The sequence below is a fragment of the Hyphococcus sp. D3-15 genome (assembly GCF_055809375.1).
The window spans coordinates 1,078,360-1,097,991 of sequence record NZ_CM147910.1; the positions used below are offsets into that span (position 1 = coordinate 1,078,360).

The 19,632-nt window shown below is 58.3% G+C and carries 20 protein-coding genes and 2 pseudogenes; 19 read left to right on the forward strand and 3 right to left on the reverse strand.

The window, feature by feature from the left end:
- Positions 1-20: 20 nt before the first annotated feature.
- Both AC0L8G_RS05525 and AC0L8G_RS05530 read left to right on the forward strand, forming a co-directional pair.
- Complete coding sequence (locus AC0L8G_RS05525) at positions 21-560, forward strand: nuclear transport factor 2 family protein (protein WP_473387487.1); 540 nt, start codon at positions 21-23, stop codon at positions 558-560.
- Between the two features lie 130 nt (positions 561-690).
- Positions 691-1,266 (forward strand): nuclear transport factor 2 family protein, encoded by a 576-nt coding sequence (locus tag AC0L8G_RS05530; protein ID WP_473387489.1) that lies wholly within the window; start codon positions 691-693, stop codon positions 1,264-1,266.
- Positions 1,267-1,517: 251 nt separating this feature from the next.
- Here the strand turns inward: AC0L8G_RS05530 and AC0L8G_RS05535 are convergent, their stop codons facing one another.
- Positions 1,518-1,934 (reverse strand): nuclear transport factor 2 family protein, encoded by a 417-nt coding sequence (locus AC0L8G_RS05535; protein ID WP_473387492.1) that lies wholly within the window; start codon positions 1,932-1,934, stop codon positions 1,518-1,520.
- Between the two features lie 167 nt (positions 1,935-2,101).
- Between AC0L8G_RS05535 and AC0L8G_RS05540 the strand changes: the two are divergent.
- From AC0L8G_RS05540 to AC0L8G_RS05595, 12 genes and pseudogenes are all read left to right on the forward strand, one after another.
- Positions 2,102-3,090: pseudogene (locus AC0L8G_RS05540) on the forward strand (dihydroxyacetone kinase subunit DhaK).
- Complete coding sequence (gene dhaL / locus AC0L8G_RS05545) at positions 3,087-3,743, forward strand: dihydroxyacetone kinase subunit DhaL (protein ID WP_473387495.1); 657 nt, start codon at positions 3,087-3,089, stop codon at positions 3,741-3,743. Before AC0L8G_RS05540 ends, dhaL begins: the two are co-directional and overlap by 4 nt.
- On the forward strand, positions 3,740-4,126 hold the full coding sequence (gene dhaM / locus AC0L8G_RS05550; protein WP_473387497.1) for a dihydroxyacetone kinase phosphoryl donor subunit DhaM: 387 nt from the start codon (positions 3,740-3,742) through the stop codon (positions 4,124-4,126). Before dhaL ends, dhaM begins: the two co-directional genes overlap by 4 nt.
- Before the next feature lie 54 nt (positions 4,127-4,180).
- On the forward strand, positions 4,181-4,441 hold the full coding sequence (locus tag AC0L8G_RS05555) for an HPr family phosphocarrier protein (protein ID WP_473388803.1): 261 nt from the start codon (positions 4,181-4,183) through the stop codon (positions 4,439-4,441).
- 2 nt (positions 4,442-4,443) lie between these two features.
- The gene (locus tag AC0L8G_RS05560; protein WP_473387499.1) at positions 4,444-5,988 is read left to right on the forward strand and encodes a putative PEP-binding protein; all 1,545 of its coding nucleotides are present in this window, start codon (positions 4,444-4,446) and stop codon (positions 5,986-5,988) included.
- Positions 5,989-6,055: 67 nt separating this feature from the next.
- Complete coding sequence (locus AC0L8G_RS05565; RefSeq protein ID WP_473387503.1) at positions 6,056-6,472, forward strand: hypothetical protein; 417 nt, start codon at positions 6,056-6,058, stop codon at positions 6,470-6,472.
- 168 nt (positions 6,473-6,640) lie between these two features.
- The gene (locus tag AC0L8G_RS05570; RefSeq protein ID WP_473387505.1) at positions 6,641-7,120 is read left to right on the forward strand and encodes a nuclear transport factor 2 family protein; all 480 of its coding nucleotides are present in this window, start codon (positions 6,641-6,643) and stop codon (positions 7,118-7,120) included.
- Positions 7,113-7,769 (forward strand): nuclear transport factor 2 family protein, encoded by a 657-nt coding sequence (locus tag AC0L8G_RS05575; RefSeq protein WP_473387507.1) that lies wholly within the window; start codon positions 7,113-7,115, stop codon positions 7,767-7,769. Before AC0L8G_RS05570 ends, AC0L8G_RS05575 begins: the two co-directional genes overlap by 8 nt.
- Positions 7,766-9,100, forward strand: a complete 1,335-nt coding sequence (locus AC0L8G_RS05580; RefSeq protein WP_473387509.1) for a nuclear transport factor 2 family protein — start codon at positions 7,766-7,768, stop codon at positions 9,098-9,100. The genes AC0L8G_RS05575 and AC0L8G_RS05580 overlap by 4 nt, the downstream gene beginning before the upstream one ends.
- A pseudogene (locus AC0L8G_RS05585) lies at positions 9,087-10,481 on the forward strand (MFS transporter). Before AC0L8G_RS05580 ends, AC0L8G_RS05585 begins: the two are co-directional and overlap by 14 nt.
- Positions 10,478-11,044, forward strand: a complete 567-nt coding sequence (locus AC0L8G_RS05590) for a nuclear transport factor 2 family protein (protein ID WP_473387511.1) — start codon at positions 10,478-10,480, stop codon at positions 11,042-11,044. Before AC0L8G_RS05585 ends, AC0L8G_RS05590 begins: the two are co-directional and overlap by 4 nt.
- 262 nt (positions 11,045-11,306) lie before the next feature.
- Positions 11,307-11,936: a helix-turn-helix domain-containing protein gene (locus AC0L8G_RS05595; protein WP_473387514.1), complete on the forward strand. Its 630-nt coding sequence runs from the start codon at positions 11,307-11,309 to the stop codon at positions 11,934-11,936.
- A gap of 10 nt (positions 11,937-11,946) precedes the next feature.
- On the opposite strand, the gene AC0L8G_RS05600 is transcribed toward AC0L8G_RS05595, so the two are convergent.
- Together AC0L8G_RS05600 and AC0L8G_RS05605 are read right to left on the reverse strand one after the other, a co-directional pair.
- Positions 11,947-13,779, reverse strand: coding sequence for a DUF8021 domain-containing protein (locus AC0L8G_RS05600; protein ID WP_473387516.1), 1,833 nt, complete (start codon positions 13,777-13,779; stop codon positions 11,947-11,949).
- On the reverse strand, positions 13,760-15,871 hold the full coding sequence (locus tag AC0L8G_RS05605) for a PQQ-dependent dehydrogenase, methanol/ethanol family (protein ID WP_473387518.1): 2,112 nt from the start codon (positions 15,869-15,871) through the stop codon (positions 13,760-13,762). The genes AC0L8G_RS05600 and AC0L8G_RS05605 overlap by 20 nt, the downstream gene beginning before the upstream one ends.
- A 201-nt stretch (positions 15,872-16,072) precedes the next feature.
- On the opposite strand from AC0L8G_RS05605, the gene AC0L8G_RS05610 reads away from it, so the two are divergent.
- The 5 genes from AC0L8G_RS05610 to AC0L8G_RS05630 all read left to right on the forward strand — a co-directional run bounded on the left by AC0L8G_RS05610 (position 16,073) and on the right by AC0L8G_RS05630 (position 19,631).
- Positions 16,073-17,035, forward strand: coding sequence for a helix-turn-helix domain-containing protein (locus AC0L8G_RS05610; RefSeq protein ID WP_473387520.1), 963 nt, complete (start codon positions 16,073-16,075; stop codon positions 17,033-17,035).
- 147 nt (positions 17,036-17,182) lie between these two features.
- The gene (locus AC0L8G_RS05615; RefSeq protein ID WP_473387522.1) at positions 17,183-17,746 is read left to right on the forward strand and encodes an SMP-30/gluconolactonase/LRE family protein; all 564 of its coding nucleotides are present in this window, start codon (positions 17,183-17,185) and stop codon (positions 17,744-17,746) included.
- Entirely contained in the window at positions 17,694-18,167 is a 474-nt protein-coding gene (locus AC0L8G_RS05620) for a hypothetical protein (RefSeq protein WP_473387524.1), read from the forward strand. Before AC0L8G_RS05615 ends, AC0L8G_RS05620 begins: the two co-directional genes overlap by 53 nt.
- Positions 18,164-18,895 carry a nuclear transport factor 2 family protein gene (locus tag AC0L8G_RS05625; RefSeq protein ID WP_473387526.1) on the forward strand — a complete coding sequence of 244 codons (732 nt, stop codon included), beginning with the start codon at positions 18,164-18,166 and terminating at the stop codon, positions 18,893-18,895. Before AC0L8G_RS05620 ends, AC0L8G_RS05625 begins: the two co-directional genes overlap by 4 nt.
- Before the next feature lie 79 nt (positions 18,896-18,974).
- Positions 18,975-19,631: a nuclear transport factor 2 family protein gene (locus tag AC0L8G_RS05630; protein WP_473387528.1), complete on the forward strand. Its 657-nt coding sequence runs from the start codon at positions 18,975-18,977 to the stop codon at positions 19,629-19,631.
- Position 19,632: the final 1 nt, after the last annotated feature.

The following is a 19,632-nucleotide window of genomic DNA, read 5'->3' on the forward strand; positions in this document are numbered from 1 at the left end:
GCCGGAAACAGAGGAAACCAATGCGAAAATTTGCGCCGCTAATGCTGCTGATAAATCTGGTTTCCGCCTGTGTGGCCGGAGAAGACGCCGCGCCTACAGCGCTTGAGGAGCGTGTGCGGCAAATGGAGGACGAAAAAGAGATCCGTGCGCTGCTGGTTCGTTATGGCGAGTTTCTCGACGCGAAAGATTACGCCGGTTACGCATCCCTTTTCGCCAGCGACGGTGTTTCCACAACCGGTTTCGGCAGTGCAACAGGGCCGAAAGCTATCCAGGCTCTGCTTGAGCAGAATATGGGCGATCCGGGACCAGATTATATCAATAAGGACCGATTTCACTTGATGACGACTATGGTGGTTGAGGTCTCAGGAGACACAGCGATCGCCCGGTCGCGTTATACGGTTTTCGCCGCCAGCGATGCGGGGCTGCCGATTGCAGTGCATTCCGGGCGTTATGCTGATGAGCTATTGCGTGAGAACGGGGCGTGGAAAATCAGGACGCGCACATCCCGTGGGGTCATTCCATACAGAGAATCGAGAAAACCCGCTGCGGGTGGGAAGTAGTGTTCCCGTCGGTCTTTGTCATGCAACTCGCCGGTTCTCCCAGAGCAATGAATTTCATGTAAACTGGTCGGACAAACGCGATAGGCATAAGTCTGGCCCGAAGTCTGGAGAGTCGATGATGCGTAGTGGAATGTTGAGGACCGCCCTGGCGCTTGCGTCGGTCTTGGTGTTGCCGGCCTGTTCGGCGGGTGGAGCGTCAGATAGCGAACTCGCGCAAAGAGTGCAGCAACTCGAGGATGAAAAAGAAATCCGGCAGGTGATTGTCGAATATGGCGAATTTCTCGACGCCCGCGATTATCATGCTTATGCCTCGCTATTCGCCAGTGATGGCGTATGGAGCGGCGGGTTTGGAAGCTTCGAAGGGCCCGCTGCCATTGAGGCCATGTTGGAAGAAAACATGGGCGTTCATGATGCAGACTATATCAACAAGGAAAATTTCCATCTGAATACGACGATTGTCGTCGATGTGGATGGGGATACAGCGACCGCCCGCTCGCGCTACCTGTTTTTCGTCGCCTCTGAGGAAAACCGGCCCGTCATCGCCCTTGCGGGCCGTTATGTGGATACGCTTGTTCGCGAGAATGGGGCCTGGAAAATCAAGACCAGACGGTCCCACGGCGTAATCCCCTATCGTGACGGCAATGTCCCGCCGCCAGAGCAGCCGCCGGCGCAGATTTCAGATGCGCTGAAGAAAGACGATGGCTGATTTGCGCCCCTCGGCCTGTTTAGCGTAAATCTAGTAAAAGTTTAGTTCTGGGAAAGCGGGCCTAAATGTACGTTTCCGCCCCTGCTGTTCCCCATGAACAAAGTCGAAGGTTCACGTTCAATCGTGTTTAGCGCCGCTAACACAGCTAGCCTGTGATAGGTTTAGTTTATCGACGATAGAATTGATGCGCCGGCCGGCTGGAACCGGACTCGGGCATTTAGGGCTGGAATGAAATGATGCCGTGCGTAGGGCTAGGCGCTGTCTGGCAAGTCCACCGTTACTTCGCGCCGCCGGAAGCGCCATCCTTCCGGCGTGCAGGTGATGATATCAGAATAGCTTCCCGCCAGCGAAATTTGCAGGCCGTTTCCCGCCTGTTCGAGCAACATCCAGCGCGACCAGGCCGTGGCGCTTTCCCCTTTGGCCGTAATCGCCATATTGCCAAAAATATGCACGCAAGGCGGCGCTGCTGCGAATTCGCGCAGAACAAACTCACAAAGCGCTGCATGGCCGGAAATAACGCCATAGCGGTCGCCGCCAACCCATTCACCATCAGGCGTGAAGAGCGCGGCCCAACTTTTCCCGTCCCGCAGGTCAAGAAGGCGACCATATTCAGCCAAAAGGCGCCGTATCGCTTCACCGTCTTCGTTGGTGTCTTGGTTGGCGTGCATGGCGTATTCTCCCTCTGCGCTGTCTGTCTGTTCTCCGCGTTGCAAGCTGCTTGTGCGAGATGGCGCCGTCAAGCGCGCAATATAGTCAGTCCAGGAAGTATTTTATGGATGGGCAATGTTGCGACGCCCTTAGTTGATGTTCCCGCCCAGGCGTCGGGATGGTCGTCATGAAGAAATTTCTCAACAACCCGGCGGATGCGGTCTCCGAAAGTTTGCGCGGATTTGCGCGTTGTCATGCGGATCTGGTGCGGCTTGAAGAGCATCCGCGTTTTGTCAGGCGCAAAAAGCTTGTCAGCGGCAAGGTGGCGCTGATTTCGGGGGCGGTTCCGGGCATGATCCTCTGCATGCGGGGCTGGTCGGGCGCGGCATGCTCGACGCTGCGGTTCCGGGCGAGGTCTTTTCATCTCCTTCGGTTGAACAGATCCTTGCGGCGGCTGAAGCAGTCGGCGGCAATAACGGTCTGTTGTGCCTGGTCAAAAACTATTCGGGCGACATCATGAATTTTGAGGTCGCGATGGAGATGTATGATCGGCCCCATGCGACAGTCGTCATTGAAGACGATATTGGCGCGGCGGGAGGCGGTGAAACGGTCGGGCGCCGCGGCGTCGCGGGCACGGTAATCGTGGAGAAATTAGCGGGAGCCGCCGCGGAGCGCGGCGCCGGGCTTGAAGAATGCGCTGAAGTCGCGTGCCGCGCGGCGGCGGCGACGCGCACTATGGGCGTTGCGCTAGGCGGCTGCCGGGTGCCGACCGCTGACGCTGCGAATTTGCTGCTCGCCGAGGGCGAGATGGAGATTGGGGTCGGCATTCACGGCGAACCGGGGCGTCGTCGCGGACCGATTGCGTCCGCTGATGAAATTGTCGAGGAGTTGATTGACGCACTTCTCACTGATCTCGCCGCACATCCCAAGGCGCCGCTATTGCTGTTTGTGAACGGGCTCGGCGGAACGCCGCCGATGGAGCTGTACATCCTTTATGATGCAGCGGCGCGCTTGCTGGAATCGCGTGGCCATGTCGTCGCCCGCTCAATTGTCTCCCCCTTGGTGACGTCGCTCGAAATGCCGGGCGCGTCGATTACGCTTACAACACTGGAAGACGGCTTTATAGGGCTCTGGGACGACCCGGTCCTTACGCCGGGGCTGCGGTGGGGCCTATGACCGCGTCACAAACCAGTCTCGCTCCAACAGACGCGAACACCATCCTTGATCTGATGGATGTGATATGCAGCGTGCTTCTTTCCACAGAAGAAGAATTGAACGCGCTTGATCGCGCCATTGGCGATGGCGACCATGGCAGCAATCTCGCACGGGCGTCACGCGGGCTGAGTCAATTGCGGCCCGAATTGATGGCGCTTCCTTTGGGCGAGGCGGTTACGAGAGCGGGACGCACTGTCGTCATGAGCGTTGGCGGCGCTTCAGGCCCATTATACGGCACTTTGTTGATGGAAATGGGAAAGGCTTTGCCTGAGCAACCGGCGCTTTCCGACTGGGCTGTTGCATTTACGGCCGGCGTAATTGGCGTCGCCAAGCGTGGGCGGTCCGCCGAAGGCGAAAAGACCATGCTTGACGTACTTATGCCTGCCGCAAAAGCGCTTGACGAAAAGGCGGCCAACGCCACGCCGGCAGAGGCGGTTAAATCTATGGTGGAAGCAGCGACGGGTGGTTTCGATGCGTCGCGATCCTTGCGTGCAAAACGCGGTCGCGCAGCTTATGTCGGCGAGCGTGCGGTCGGGCATGACGATCCTGGCGCGCGCTCGGCGCTGTTGTGCATTTCCACCATTGCGAAGTTCATATCGGAGAAAACAGGATGAGCGTTGCGCTCCTGATCGTATCGCATTCGGCGGATGTCGCGCGCGGCACTGCGGATATGGCGCGGCAAATGGCCGGCGCCGAACTTTCAATCGCCTGGACTGGGGGCAATCCAGATGGCGGTCTGGGGACTAGCCTTGACGCTATTTTGAAGCAGCTGGAAAGCGTGTGGCGGCCGGAAGGCGTCGCCATTCTGGTTGATGTCGGCGGCGCTGAAATGAACTCTGAAATGGCGATTGAACAACTGGACCGCGTCAAAGCGCAAAAAGTCCGGATTTGCTCCGCGCCACTAGTGGAGGGGGCGATCATGGCGGCGGCGGAAGCGGCGTCCGGCGGTGATCTCGACGCTGTGTGTCATGCTGCCGAAGAGATTTCTCAGTCGTGACATTGCACGGGTCACAGCCGGCTGAGTTCGGAGTGGGTGCATGCGACCATTACGGTGCTCGGCGCGCATGGCTTGCATGCGCGCCCCGCGATCAAATTTTCGCGGGTCGCAAGGAGCTATGTTTCAAGGGTGCAAATTTGTGTCGAGGAGGACTCACGCTGGGTTGATGCCAAGAGCGTCGCGAAAGTCATGGGACTCCAGGTTGAATCCGGCAAGACAATCCTGCTGCGGGCGACCGGCGCCGACGCCAAAGATGCGCTGGCGGGACTTCGGAAGCTGGTCGAGATCGACCTGGTTTCCGAAGACGAAGTTTGAAAATGTCGCGCTATTCCGGAAATGTGGCGTCATCCGGCGTCGCTCACGGAACATTGTGCCGCGACATCGTCTGCTCGGAGCAAAATGTTGGACCTGCGAGCGGGGTGACCGGAGCGGTCATCCAGGCGGCGTTTCAACTGCGAGCGCTGCAATCTTCCGCTGCGACGCTTGGGTCAGACATTCTCGACTTTCAACTGGAGCTGCTAGAAGACGATCACTTCATATTGGAGTTGCTTGAAGCCGTCGCTACATCCGGGGATCCGGAAAAAGCTATTTGCGTTGTGTTCGACGCGCAGATTGCTTCTTACAGGTCGGCCAAAAGCGAACAATTTGCGGCGCGTGCGGCGGATCTGGCGGACCTTAAGAACCGTCTGCTACATGTGCTGGCGGGCCGCACAGCTGAGGAGAAAGACTTTCCCGCCGGCACAATCCTGGTGGCGGACGAGATGACGCCAAGCAGGTTTCTTGAACTTGACCGAGCCAATATCGTTGCGATTGTCGATCAGCGCGGAAGCGTAGCCAGTCACGTCGCCTTGCTGGCGCGCTCTGAAGGCGTGCCCATGTTGGTGGCGGTGGGGCTGATGACGGGCGATATCGAAGGCGTCAATGCAACGCTTGATGCGGATCGCGGCGAACTTGTCATCGATCCCGATCTCGCAATGGCGCCGCGCGCAGCGACGCCCGCTGAAGCATCTATTCCGGATACGGAGGGCCTCGGAGCGGCGGAGATTTCCGGCGGGGAGGTTGTCCAGATCAATCTGACAGTGAATTCTCTTGAATCGCTTCAGAATGCGCCACGCGATTGGTTTGACGCAATAGGACTAGTCAGGACCGAACTATTGATTCGCGATCGTGACGATTTAAGCAGTGAAGAACGGCAAGCCGCACTCTACCGGCCATTGTTTGACTGGGCGGGCGGGCGAGCGGTGACGATCAGATTGTTTGATGGCGGCGGCGACAAGCAAGTGCCGGGCTTCGCACCGCCGGCATCTTCTAGCGGATTTCTTGGCGTCCGTGGCGCGCGCCTATTGAGGCGGCGCGAGGATGTGCTGGGGGTGCAGCTTGCAGCTATTTTGACGGCCGCTGCAGGCAACCCGGTGCGAATCATGGTCCCCATGGTTAGCTTGCCCGAAGAGATGCGATTCTTCAGGGCGGCGATGAACCGGTCCATCGAGAAAGCAGGATCGGACAGGACGAAAGTGATGTTGGGGATGATGGTGGAAACGCCTGCCGCAGCGCTCGATATCAGCGAATTTGATGCTGATTTCTTTGCGCTTGGTACGAATGATCTCACGCAATACGCTCTGGCTGCTGCGCGCGATGGCGACGCCTTGCAGATTGGCGATGGCGCGCCCAAGGCGGTTTTGGAGCTTGTTCGCCGCGTTGTTGAGTTTGGCGCCGATAAAGGACGTCCGGTGAGCGTTTGCGGCGATGTCGCGGCGTCCCCGGAGAGCCTTGGGCGTTATCTGGAATGCGGGGTTCGTTCCTTCAGCATACCCGCGCGCTTTGCGCCCCGGTTCAAACGCTTTATCAGGACGGGGCAATGACTACGATTTTTCGAGAAGTCTCGAGCCCTTTGGAAGATGAAGCGGCCGGCAGGCAAGGGGAGTCAGTTTGCAGGGCGACGTGAAACAGGAATTGATCCGGGCTTACAAGCTCGTGCTCAAAGAGGCGCTGGAATCGCGGCCTTCGGGAATCCGTCTGCGGATTGCCGATACAATCGGCAAGAACAAGAGCTTCATTTCCCAGATCACCAATCCCAAATATAAAACGCCTTTGCCTGAGAAATATGTGGAGCCGATTTTCGAGGTTGCGCATTTCACGCCGGTTGAGCGTGAACGGTTTTTGGACATTTATCGCCGGGCGCATCCGCGCTCGCGGCCGCATCCTCCCGAAAAGCATGGGCAGGCGAATACCCGAACCTTGCGCATCGAGTTGCCAAAGCTCGGATCGCCTGCTCTCGACCGCAAGGTTGATGCGCTGCTCACGGACTTTGCGCGTCAAATCAATGAACTGCTGGACAAGCGATAAGCCCGTTTCCGGCCATCTTTGTGCCCGGCCCCGGTTTACTTCGGCTTTTGATCTAGGTAAACTAAACTAACTAAACAAAACAAACGATATAAGCAGCCGGCCGCACCAAGGTCAGGTTTGCGGGAGAGGAAACGGGTGGCTGAAAGTCCCACCAAGAGCCGCGGAGCGATGCGTTCCGTTGAAGAGCGCCTGCGCGCGCTTGAGGATGAGCGCGATATTCGCAATCTCATTATCCGCTATGCGCAGCGCCTCGACGCCCGCGATCATCGTGGGTATGCGGAGCTTTTCGCTCGGGACGGGCGCTGGTCCGGTCGCATGGGCGACGCCACCGGCCCTGAAGCGATCGAGGCCATGCTGGTTCAAGGGCTGGGGCCAACGCCGGAAGGCTTCCGCAACACCAAGAATTTCCACCTGATGAGCAACATCATCATCGAAATAGATGGCGATGCGGCAAAGGCTGAATCGCGCCTCGTTTACTTCGCTCGCAGCAAGGAAGCGCGTCCTGTGCCGATGCTGGCCGGGCGCTATTTCGATGAGCTTGTACGCGAGGATGGAGTTTGGCGGTTTAAATTCCGGCAGGTGATCGGGGAAATCCCGACGCGCGAGGAAGCGCCTGTACGCACAGCGGAGGAGGACGGGCATGAGTGATGAACGCCGAAAAAGATTGCAGGAACGATTAGCCGACTTGCAGGCTAAAACGCAGCGGCGCGAAGACTATCTCGCCATCATTCGGCTTCAACGCGCCTACGGGTTTTATATTGATAAAGGCTATTGGCGCGAAGCTTCTGACCTGTTTGACGAAGACGCCACCTATGAACAGGGCGTTGACGGCGTTTATGTGGGGCGCGAGCGCATTCACCAATTGATCGTGAAGCTGACGGGCGGCAATCCGGGTCCCGGTCTTCCTTTCGGCCAACTCAACGAACATTTTCAACTGCAGCCGGTAATCACGCTTTCCGAAGATGGCGCCAGCGCAGAAGGAAGGTGGCACGTTCTGTCGATGACCGGTCAGTTCGGCGAGCATGCGGAATGGGGCGAGGGTGTTTACGAAAACCGATACCGTAAACAGGCTGGCATTTGGAAAATCTCTGCGCTTCGCTTTTTTCCGAATTTTGTCGCGCCATATGAAGGCGGATGGGCGTCCTTGAAACCGGTGACAGGCGATTGGAAAACGCCTGCCCTTGCTGATTTCCCGCCAGACAGGCCGCCCACTCTGACATATAAGCCGTATCCGGACATTTTTGTGCCGCCTTTTCACTATGCGCACCCGGTGACGGGTGAGGAAGTGGCGTCATGAGTGGTGAGGCGATGCTTGATGCGCTCGAGGCGCACCTCGATGCGGCGGAACTGCGCTTGGCGCGGCTGGCTTCTTATGAAGCGGTGGAGCGGTTGCAGCGGAGCTACGGCTATTACATCGACAAGGGGTTGTGGTCGGCGGCGGCTGATTTGTTCGCCGACGATGCGACTTGGGAATGGGGCCAAAGCGGCGTGTACAAAGGACGCGAGCGCATTCGCGCCGCGCTGGCGCTGCGCGGCCCCGAAGGTCTTGAGACCGGCGACCTCAATACAAATTTCATCTGCCAGCCGATTATCACCATCGCTGACGATAATCTGTCGGCAAAGGCGCGCTGGCGCAGCGACATGCAACTTTGCTCGGGCGGCAAGGGACGCTGGGGCGAAGGCACGTTTGAGAATGTTTATGTGAATGAAGGCGGCGTCTGGAAAATCGCCAGCCTGCATTTTTACGTGACTGTTGAATGCGATTACGATCTTGGTTGGGTTGTGGGCGATATTCCGATGGAAGGCCCAAGCGAAACCTTGCCCCCGGATGAGCCGCCGACCGAAGTCTACGCATCGCTTCCCGAAGTCTATCTGCCGGCCTATCACTACCCCAATCCGGTTACCGGCGAACAGCCGAGCAAACCCGATCTACCGGCTATTCTAAACGGTGACTCCTTGGCTGGCGACGTCACGGCGCTCTCGCAACGCATCGAGCGCCTTGAAGACACGCGCGCCTGTGAAAAGCTTCAGCGCGCCTATGGGTATTATGTCGACAAGGCGATGTGGGATGACGTTTCGGATCTTTTCGTTGACGATTCAACGCTGGAGATCGGCGGTCGCGGGGTGTTCCTCGGCAAGAAGCGGGTGCTTGAGTATATGGGGATCGGGCTTGGCCCGACAGGTCCGCAGCGCGAGCAAATCATCAATCACCAGCAATTTCAGGGAATCGTCACCGTCGCAGAAGACGGCAAGACGGCGCGTGGCCGCTGGCGCGCCTTTGTCATTGGCGGCAGCTCGTGGGCGCCGGTCAATTGGGGCGATTGCTTGTATGAAAATCACTACAAAAAGATCGATGGCGTTTGGGTGATGGACAAGCTGCATGCGCCCTTCACCATGTACACGCTCTATTCAGAAGGCTGGCACAAATCGACCACGCCAAACACGCGGCCTGAAAGTTTTCCGCCGCCGCCGGATTTGGCGCCGACTGTCGTCTATCTGACCTATCCGAATTACTACTGCGAGCCGTTTCATTATCCCAACCCGGCGACGGGCAAGGAGGCGCCGCCGCCTAACCCGGCCGCCGGCGGCGTCGCAAATATGGCGGATTTTGTTGATGACGCGCACTGAGTCAGTTCTGACGAGCGCGCCGAAGACTCCGCCGGACTGGGCGGGCCATTCCGGCAATGTGGATGCGCTGATCGACACGCCGCGCTTGAGCGGGCTGCAGATACAACTCTTCGCCATTTGCGCTTTCGTGCTTTTTTGCGAAGGGTATGATCTTCAGGCGCTGGCTCTCGCCGTGCCTGACATCTCCGGCGAATTCGGTATTGCGGCGAGCGGCTTCAGTGTTGCTTTATCCGCGAGCCTTTTTGGTATGGCGATTGGCGGCGCCGGCTTCGCGCCGCTTGGAGACAGGATTGGGCGCAAGCCGATGTTGATTCTGGCGATGGTCCTGACCGGCGCCAGCACGCTCGCCGCGTTGATCTATCCTAACACCTTGTGGATCGCGGCCTGCCGACTGGTCACTGGGATCGGGCTTGGCATTACGACCGTCAACACCGCCGCCATCATGGGCGACTATGCGCCTGCCAAATGGCGGTTTCTGATCATGACGCTCGCCAATTGTTTTGTGCCCGGCGGCGCCTTTACGGCGGCGTTTATCGCGCCAGGCGTGATTGAAGCGATTTCCTGGCGCGGCATTTTTCTGGTCGGCGGCGTAGTGCCGATCGCAGCGGCTGTGGTGGTCTGGCTGATGGCGCCGGAGTCGCTGAAATGGCTCGTCGCGGCCAAGCCCGGCGACCGCCGCATTGCGCAAATACTTGGCAAGGTAGCGCCCGGGCTTGATCCGGCGCGCTTGTTCCTGCCGCAAAGTCAAACGCAAGAGCGTGTTTCCGTGATTGGACTTTTGTCGCAAGCGCATTGGATCTGAACGCTGGTCATCTGGCTGTCCACGGGGAGTGGCGCTTTTTGCCTCTATCTCATGGTGAGCTGGCTTCCGACAATCTTGCGTGAAGCGCAATGGAGCATGGCGGATGCCTTGTTCGGCGCGGCGGCCGTGCAGCTTGGCGGCATTGTCGGTAGCTTGTTAATCGCCTGGGCGATTGACCGGCGATACCTGCTTGCCGGGCTTATCGGAGGATATGCGTGTTCCGGGCTCGCTTTGATGGCGATCGGGCTTTTGCCGGGAAGCGTGCTTGGCTGGAAGTTTCTGCTTGTGCTCGTCGGCGCAGGGATTTCGGGCATTCAAGGGATCTGGATATCGATCGCGGTTGTTCTCTATCCGCCTAAATTGCGCGCGACGAGCGCCGGCTGGGTCGCGGCCATGAGCCGGATTGGCGCCGTATCCGCGCCGATGGTCGGCGGCGCTGCGCTGGCCGCGAATATGGAAGCCAAAAATCTCTTGCTGGCGCTGATCATCCCGATCGGGGCTTCAGTGCTTGCAATTACGCTGGCGCGTCGACACTTCGCGACGCCGCCTCCGGTGAAAGAAGAGGGAGCAACACCATGAATGATGCGGAGCTGCAGGCGCTTGCCGCTGATGTGCGGTATCTGAAAGACCGGGCGGACATACTTGATTGCATGAACCGCTATACGCGCGGCGCGGACCGTCTCGACCAGGACATGATGCTCAGTGCGTATCACGAGGATGCGACGGACGATCGCGGTGCGTTTACCGGTGGTCCAAAGGCGCGCGTCAAATGGTTGTTCGATTATCTTTCCAGCCTGGATCATACGACCCATCATATTTCGAATTTTACAATCGATATCGACGGGGATGTTGCGCATTGCGAAAGCTATGTGATTACCACGCTCATGCCTAAAGGCTCACAAGTGGCCACGTTGGGCACTGCGCGTTACATTGACAGGATGGAACGCCGAAAAGGCGAATGGCGCATCGCCCATCGTGAAGCGGTGATGGATTTCATGTTCACCGTTCCAACGGCGCAAATGCATCCGAATGTGATGACCGGCATGCGCGACCGAAGCGACCGGTCCTACGCCCGGCCGCTTGAACTCACACCCGAAGGCGAAGCGCGGATGCGCGCCGGCGTCACCGTCCCAGGCGATTGAGGGAGAAGCCCATGCAAGTAGAAGCAAATATAGCGATTCAGACTCGTGTGACCGGGCGGTCCGTCAGCCTTGAGCATGAGCGCGCCGAACCGAGGCAGGCGCTGGTGCTGGGCGCGGCACGGATTGAGCGCTGGGCCGGCGAAAAATCCTGGTCTACAAACGATAGTTCCGACTGCCGTCTTGTTTTTCAGACAGCATTGCGGTCGCCCATATCGCCGCGCGCAAAAACATCGCGCTTGATTCCTCTGCGGGCAGTTGGATCGTGCAGAACCTGCACCCGCTGGAAGTTGAACGTGAGCCGGGGCGCGATTTGCTGTCGATTTCTTTTCCTGCCGCACTGTTGTCGCGAAGCCTCGCGGCGCATCTCCAATCGGCGCCGGCGGTGTCGATGCCGATAAGCGGCGCATCGCAAATGTGCATTGAACTCGGCCGGTCATGTCTTTCGCAAGTTGAAGCAGTCAGTCCCGCGGTCGCGGACACGTTGGGTGACACGCTTATCGAACTTGCAAAGCTCGCGATCATAGAGCAATCCGGCGCCAAACGCGGCGAGACGATGCGAGAAACGGCGCGCGCGCGGATCCAGGGGTTCATTCATCGCAATCTTGCGGACCCGGATCTCACAATTGATCGTATCGCAGAGCGGATGCAGTGCACAAAGCGCTATTTGCACAAGGTCTTCAGCGAAGAGGGCGAGACTTTAAACCATTATATCTGGACGCGGCGGCTTGAGCTTTGCCGGGCTTATCTTGCGCGCTCTGACATGTCCGATAAATCGATCACCGAAATCGCGTTTTCATGCGGGTTCAGCAACGCCGCGCATTTCAGCCGCAGCTTCAGGGCCCGTTTCGGCGAAGCGCCGCGCGCCTATCGGCGCGCAGCGCTTGATAGTTAGAAGCGGCGCCTCAGCGCGGCTTCATGCCGTAAGGCAGTTCCGACGTGTAAGCTTCGATCCGCTCGATCTTGCCGCCGACAAATCGAAATACCGCAACCGCCTGTAACGTGCGCGGATAGGGCAGGGTGTCCGAATAGGCCGCGCCCGATGCGTCCGTGAACTGCTGCTGGCTTGCAGGAAAGTCTTCAAACAGAGAAACAGCGGCAAGTCCGCGCGCTTCATCGACGGCAATCACTTTCCGGTCGCGTATCTGTTTGAGAGCCTGGAAGCGCTTACCGGTGATCGGCTCGGCGCAAGGCGACAGGGGCTGGCCATTTACCGCCCACTCACAGCCATCGGTGAAGTCGTCCGGCGCCGCGCCATTGCCTGCGTCGATCGCGGCATATACTCGGTCGATTGCACCCAGCATTTCCATGCGCGAGGTGCGCTGGCTTTTCGGCACGGCTGTGAAGTTAGGCGCGCTTGTCGGCTCGGCAAAGGGCGGGCCGTATTCCTTGCGCCGGATCACCGCTTCAATGCGCCCGATCTTGGCCCCATCGGCGGTGACCGTCACCGCCGCCCAGGATGGCTGTCCATGGGCTTCGATACGTCCGAGCCAAAGCGCGCGCCCAAGAGCGGCGTCTGCGATAATCAGCGGCTTGTCGTCTATTGCGGTGGTTGAGCCCCAGATGCCTTCATCCACCTGCATGCCGACGCTGTTTTCCTCATAGCCGACTTCATCGGCCCAAGGCAGGTTTTTCCATTCGCCCCTTTTAGGATAGGCGTTCATGGTTTTCGCTGCGAGTTTGGCGAGGCATTTGTCATTGCACGCCGCCGGCGAAGAAACCGAAACGGGCGGCGTGGCTGCGGGGCCGGCCCAGGGATTATGCATGAAGTAAGGCACATAGGTGAACACCGCTTCGATACGGCTGATCTTTGCATCTTTGATGCGGAACGCTTCGAGCAAGGTGATCGAATTGGGCCATTTGAGCGCCGTCTTCATTTCGCGCCCGTCTGTTAGGTCGTAGCGGTCAAATTCGTTGGCGTGATCGAAAAAGCCGGTTGCGACAACGACGCCGCGTTCCTCATCAATGATCGGATAGCGCCGTTCGCGGATGCGTTTGTTGATGCGGTAAATCCCCAGCTTGAATTGCGCTTCGCAACCATCGACCAGAGTGAAGCCGTCAACACCGTCTTTCGCGCGCGTTGTTGTGCTGATGCCGTTTTCGAGCCGCCCGCAGTCTTCATCGAAAGGTGCGAAGACCTGTCCGTCATTCAATTCGACCGTGTCGAAGTAACTGTCGGCGATGGCGCGCATGCGTGCGCGCGAACGACGCTCCGCTGGCGGAAGGGCTGCATTAAAGTCCGGGTCGTGCACCATGTTTTCGGTGTTGCCGAAGGGCGCTGGCAGGCTGGTCTTGCGGTGAACGACGCTTTCGACTTCATCGATCCGGCCGTCGGTGACATGGATGCGCACGGCGAAGATCGCCGGTTCGCCATTTTCAATCACCGATCCAAACCAGGCTGCATTCTGGGTCTGCGTGTCTGCGACCTCCAAGCCAATCGCGTCGACATTTTCCACCGTGCCCCACAGTCCCTCGCCAAGCGGCAGGACCACGTTGTTTTCGGTGAATTGCAGATTGTCCGCTGCGGGCACGGCAGAAGGCGTGCTGGCGCGAAGCGCATCCATATATTGTCCGAGCTTGTCGAAAAGACAGGCGCGGTCGCAGTCGAGTTCAAAGACCGCGCTGGCTTCGCCGGGAGCCTGCGCCAAGGCCGGGCTTGCGGCGAAAAAGCCGACGCTGCGAGAAATTTCTTCAGCATTTCCATTTTGAGTTTCTTTCTTATTGTTCGCGGGCCGCATCGTCAGCCCAGTCTTCATTGGCCCGCGCGATGAGATAGGCGTGAATCGCTTTTGCTTGTTCTTCTGTAAGGATGTCGTCGAAACTCGCCATGCCCTTTTCGGTTCTGGTTCCGCGCAGGACGATGTCGAGGAACTCGGCATGCGTGTCGGGTGTCATGTAACGAAGATCTTTCACGCCGCCGCGAGCATCCTTGCCGTGACAAGTCGAGCAGGTTTCGGCGTACAGCTTTGCGCCAGCATTAACTTCATCTTCGCTCGCGGTGAGCCATGGCGGGCGCGGCAACTGGGAAGGCGGCGGCATCGGCGGAAGCTCAGCTTCGCCGCCTAGCTTGAACACCAGCAGGCGCGCTGTTGAAAATCTGAAACCGCCAGGGATTTTGTTGAGAGCCGACACGGGCGATCCGCCCCAACCGACATTGACCGCCACATATTGCTCGCCGTCAACCATGTATGAGATCGGTCCGGCGATGGCGACATTTTGAACCGGCATCTGCCAAAGCAATTCGCCATTATCTGCACGATAGGCGGCGAAATTCTTTTCGACGGAGCCCTGGAACAACAGATTGCCAGCGGTCGCCAGCACGCCGCCCGAACCCGGATAGGGATGCATCACGCGGAAAGCCTCTTCCTGTTTCACAGGATCCCATGCGAGGAGATAGCCTTTCTCTTTTGCATCAGCTTCGGCTTGCAGTTCGCGGCGTTTTTCCATGTTGTGGATGTAGTCGAAGCCGGAATTAGCGCGCCAATGTTTTGGCTTGAATTCTTCCGGTGGCAATTTGGCGTATACGAACCATTGTTCCTGAGCGGAGAGGTAAACCAGGCCGGTGTCGGGGTGATACGCCATCGGATGCCAGGTATGGGCCGCTAACGCGCTCGGCGTCATTAATTTGGGTTCGTGGGTTAGTCGCGCTGTCGGCGTCTCCACGGGACGGCCCGTTTCCATGTCGATATGGGTGGCCCAGGTGTTGGGGACGTAGGTTTCAGCGCTGATCAACTCGCCGGTCGCGCGGTCGATCACATAGAAGAACCCGTTTTTCGGCGCCTGCATGATGACCTGCCGCGTGAGGCCGTCAATTTCCAGATCGGCGAGCATCATCGGTTGCGTACAGGTGAAATCCCATTCCTCACCGGGCGCCATTTGGTAGTGCCAGCGATATTCTCCGGTTGTCGCGTCAACGGCGACGATCGAGCACAAGAACAGATTATCGCCGCCGCCAGGCGACCGAAATTCCTGAACATGGGGAGAGCCATTGCCGGTGCCGATGTAAACGAGATTAAGGTCGGGATCGTAGACGATTGAGTCCCAGGCGGTGCCGCCGCCGCCTAGCGACCACCATTCGCCGTTCCATGTCTCAGCCGCCATCGCCATGACAGAATCGGAAGCCTCTCCGTCGGGGCCGTCCGCGGGATTGCCCGGCACGATGTAGAATTTCCAGAGCTTCTCGCCTGTCTCGGCGTCATAAGCGGACACAAAGCCACGCACGCCATAATCGGCGCCGCCATTGCCGATTACGACCTTGCCGTCAAACACCCGGGTCGGCCCCGTGATTGAATAGGGCTCGGTGTTTTCGAATGTTTTGGTGGTCCAGATTTCTTCGCCGGTCTTGGCGTCGATTGCGATCAGCCGTCCGTCAAGCGCGCCGATATAGAGCTTGCCGTTCCATGCGGAGATCCCTCGCGTGCTTGGACCACAACAAGCAAGTCGCGCCCATTCGCGCGCAACTTGCGGATCATAGGTCCACAGCTTTTCGCCCGTCGCGGCGTTATAGGCGGTGATGACATTGAAAATCGAGGCGTTATACAGCACGCCGTCAATAACGAGCGGGGTCGCCTGTACTCCGCGCAGCGTATCGAGATCATCATACCAGGCAAGGCCCAATTGGTCAGCATTCTGATCATTGATTTTCTTGAGGGGGCTGAAACGTTGCTCGTCCCAGCCGCGCCCATAAGACATCCAGTCGCCGACATTTTCAGCCGAGTCGATGTTGCGCATCGTCTCGCCGGTGACCTGCGCGGCTTGCGCCGCCTCCTTCGACTCGTCGGGAGGCGATGTAATTGCGCCACATGCGGCGAGCAGAGTTGCGAGCGCCAACTGGCTCAGGGTCCGCCCTGAGATGTTAAGGAAGAAAAACGAGGAATTCCGGGGATTTATCATCGGTGTTTCGTGGTGCTTTCCGCAAGTTTTTTTGTGCACTGCACCGTCGCATTTGCACGTAAGCTTGCCAATTATGGTGGTCTGGCTTCATACTCTAATAAAAAACTGAGTGGGCGTTGACCGACTTGGAGGAGAGGATTGCCGGAACTGGAAAAAGGATGGGGTGAACTGCCGAGCCTGCTCGTGGATTTGAGTGAGGTGGAGCAGGAAAAGCGCGCGTTGTCTTGGGGCAGCGCCGTGCGCAGCGCGTTGCCGAGCCTTTCCGTGGAGCTTTCCGACCCTGCAAAATCGTTCGGTTCCATCAATCTGACCAAGATGGGCGCAGGCGAATTCTTCGAAATTGATTCGTCTCCGGTCGACGTTACCCATCACGCCGGGGGCGCTAAGGAGCACGACCAACCGCGCTTGTCGCTAATGGTGCAGTCAAAGGGTTCCATCCGCGTAAACCAGGCCGGCCAAAGTTGCACCCTGAGCGAGGGTGATCTTTGTGTCCTCGATGAAGCGCGGAGCTTCCGTCTGATTGGCGAAGATTGCAGCAAGATCTTGTTCCTGCGCATGTCACGCACGGCGGCGCTGAGCCGCTACCCGATGCTTGAAAAGCCGTTTGTGACAGTGTTCCCTTCCGATGAACCTGGGACCCGGTTGCTCGCCGAGACGCTGTTGCGGTTTTCCGCCAGCGCGGCTGAGCTGAGAGAGTTGCAGCGCAGCGCCATGATGAACGCCGTGATCCAGATGCTCGGTATGGCGGAACCTTTTTCCAAGCTGCCCACTGCGCCCGATTGGCGGGTGCGCCGTGCGCTTGATTACATTGAAATCAATCTTTCCGTCGCGGGGCTTACGGCCGAGTCTGTGGCGCAGGACCAGCGCATCAGTCGCCGGCGGCTTGACCAATTGATGCATGAAGCCTTTGGTCACTCAATCGCCAGCCATCTATGGAGCCGCAGGCTTGAACAGGCGGCAGCGGACTTGCGAGACCCGCATCGTTCTGATCAATCAATCGCGCAGATCGCCTTCGCAAATGGATTTGAGGATGCGGCGCATTTTACACGTGCGTTCAAGCGGCGTTATTCCATCACGCCAGGGCAATGGCGTCTGAACTGATCGGCGGCTCCGCCCGCCTGCCAGGCACGGCGCCTGTAGGGTCAAGTCGCGATTCCAGTTCGGGCTAGCCAGAAGATTCCCCTCGACGGTTAAGTCGTCTATCAAATAGCTAAACCGGTGCAAACCGGTATAGCTTGGAGGGAATTGATGCTTCGACCGCGTGTTGCAGGCTTTCGCGCCGCTTCTGCTTGTGTGGCGGCGATCGCAGGGGCTGCGGTTCTTGCCGGTTGCGACGCCAAAAAACCTCCCGCCGCGCAAACAGAGCCTGAAGATATTCTGATTGCGGGAAGCCGTGTCTTTCCAGAAAGCATCACATCGGACAGCGCGGGTAATCTGTATGTCGGCAGCTTGAGCGGCGTCATCTATCGCGCACAGGCGGGTGCAGGCACCGCGGAGCCGTGGATCATGCCGAATGAAGGCAACGGGCTCCTGTCGCTGTTTGGCGTGCTGGCGGATGAAACGCACGATTTGCTATGGGTTTGTTCCAACCCAAATCCATTTGCCGGCGGGGCTGCGGGGTCGAGCTTCATCGCTTTTGAGCTTGCGAGCGGCGCTTTTCACGCAAGTTATCCGTTCCCAGAAGGGCCTGCAGCCTGCAATGACGCCGCCGTTGCGTCGGATGGCGAAGTATTCGTGACGGAAACCGCTGGCGGCCGGAGTGTTCCGGCTTGCGCCGGGTGCATCGGGCCTCGAATTATTCGCCGAGGGTGATGAGCTTGTTGGCGTTGACGGCATCGCCTTCGCCGGCGACGGCGTTATGTATGTCAACAATGTGCGCGCAAACCTGCTTCAACGGGTCGAGCGTGATCGAAGCGGCGCTTATATTGGACTTACCGACTTAACCTTGTCCGAACCGGTTAGCGGCCCCGATGGGTTGCGCCCTGTCGGCAGCGATCAATTCTTACAGGCTGAAGGATCCGGCGGCCGCGTCGCGCTCATCACCATTGATGGCGATAGTGCTTCCGTCACGCCGCTTCGCACTGGTCTTGCATCGTCCCCCGGCGTTACCCGCGTCGGGTCGGTTGGTTACGCAACGGAAGGCAAGATCGGATATCTGATCGATCCCGCATTAAAAGACCAGGACCCCGGAGAGTTTTATATCCGGGCATTCACCATTCCGGAGGGACTATGAAACATATTCTTCCCATGGCTTTGCTTGCGGCCATGACCGTTCAGCCGGTTATGATGACGCCTGCATCGGCGCAAAGCACGCCGCAAAACACTGGCCTTGATGCGGAGATCGAGGCGCTGACGTTGCGCGTCGAGCAGCTTGAAGGTACGCGCGCAGTCAAAAAATTACAGCGCGCCTTTGGTTTTTATGTTGATCGCGGTCTCTGGGGCGATGCCGCGGACCTTTTCGCGGATGACGGTACGATCGAGATAGGCATCGATGGCGTCTATGTGGGCAAGGAGCGTATTCGCGAATATCTGAAGCGTCTGCATGGCGGACAGGAAGGCCTTATTTACGGTCAGCTTAACGAGTGGGTGACGCTGCAACCGGTTATTTCCGTCGCAAGTGACGGCAAGAGTGCGACAGCGCGCTGGCGCGATCTCGGCATGCTTGGTCAGTATAAGGATCATGCAGAGTGGCGCGACGGTATTTATGTGAATAGCTACATAAAAGAAGACGGGATCTGGAAGATCAAATCGCTCCACCTCTTTGTCAATTTTGTTGCGCCCTATGAAAAAGGGTGGGCGCGGTTGAAGCCGGGTGAAGGGCTGGTGCGCAGCGAGGCATCTAAAAAATACAGGCCCGATCGCGGTCCTACAGCCTCGTATGAGCCGTTTCCGGCGGTGCAGGTGCCGCCATTCCGCGAGCCTCACCCGGTGACCGGCCAACCCGTGAAAGGGGGCAAGTGATGCGTGCAAGTCAAAAACTCCTGCAGCTATGCTGCGCCTCTTCGATCGGTTTTGTATTGATGGCTTCTGCGCCCCCGTCATGGCGCAGTCGCTTGAGGCGCGGGTCGCCGCCTATCGCGACCGGGTTGACCGGCTAGAAGATCAGGCTGCGATTGAGACCCTGCAAGCCAGCTACGGCTATTATTTCGACAAAGGCCTTTGGAGCGACGTCGCTGATCTGTTCGCTGAAAACGCCAGTTTCGAATATGGCCAGCGCGGCGTCTATATCGGCAAGGAGCGCATCGCCCGCGCTTTGTTGTTGTTCGGGCCACAGGGGTTAGCGCCTGGCTATCTCAACAATCATATGCAGTTGCAGAATGTCACGGTCGTCGCCGACGACGGCCAATCGGCAACCGCGCGCTGGCAAGGCATTATTCAATTGGCGGAACCTGGCGCCAATGGAATTTGGGGGCTGGGCGTCTATGAGAATGAATATGTGAAAGACGGCGGCGTCTGGAAAATTTCCAAGCTGCATTTTTATGTCACCGGCAAGACCGACTATGACAAGGGTTGGATGAAGTCGCTAATTCCGATGGAGGGCCAAAGCGCTCTGTTTCCACCGGATCGCCCGCCAACTGAGGTGTATCGGGCTTTGCCTGCGGCGTATCTTCCGCCATTCAGCTATAAGCATCCTGTGACGGGCAAGTCACTTAAAAACCTGCCATTGGCCGGTGATGATGTGGTGGGGCGCGAGTAGT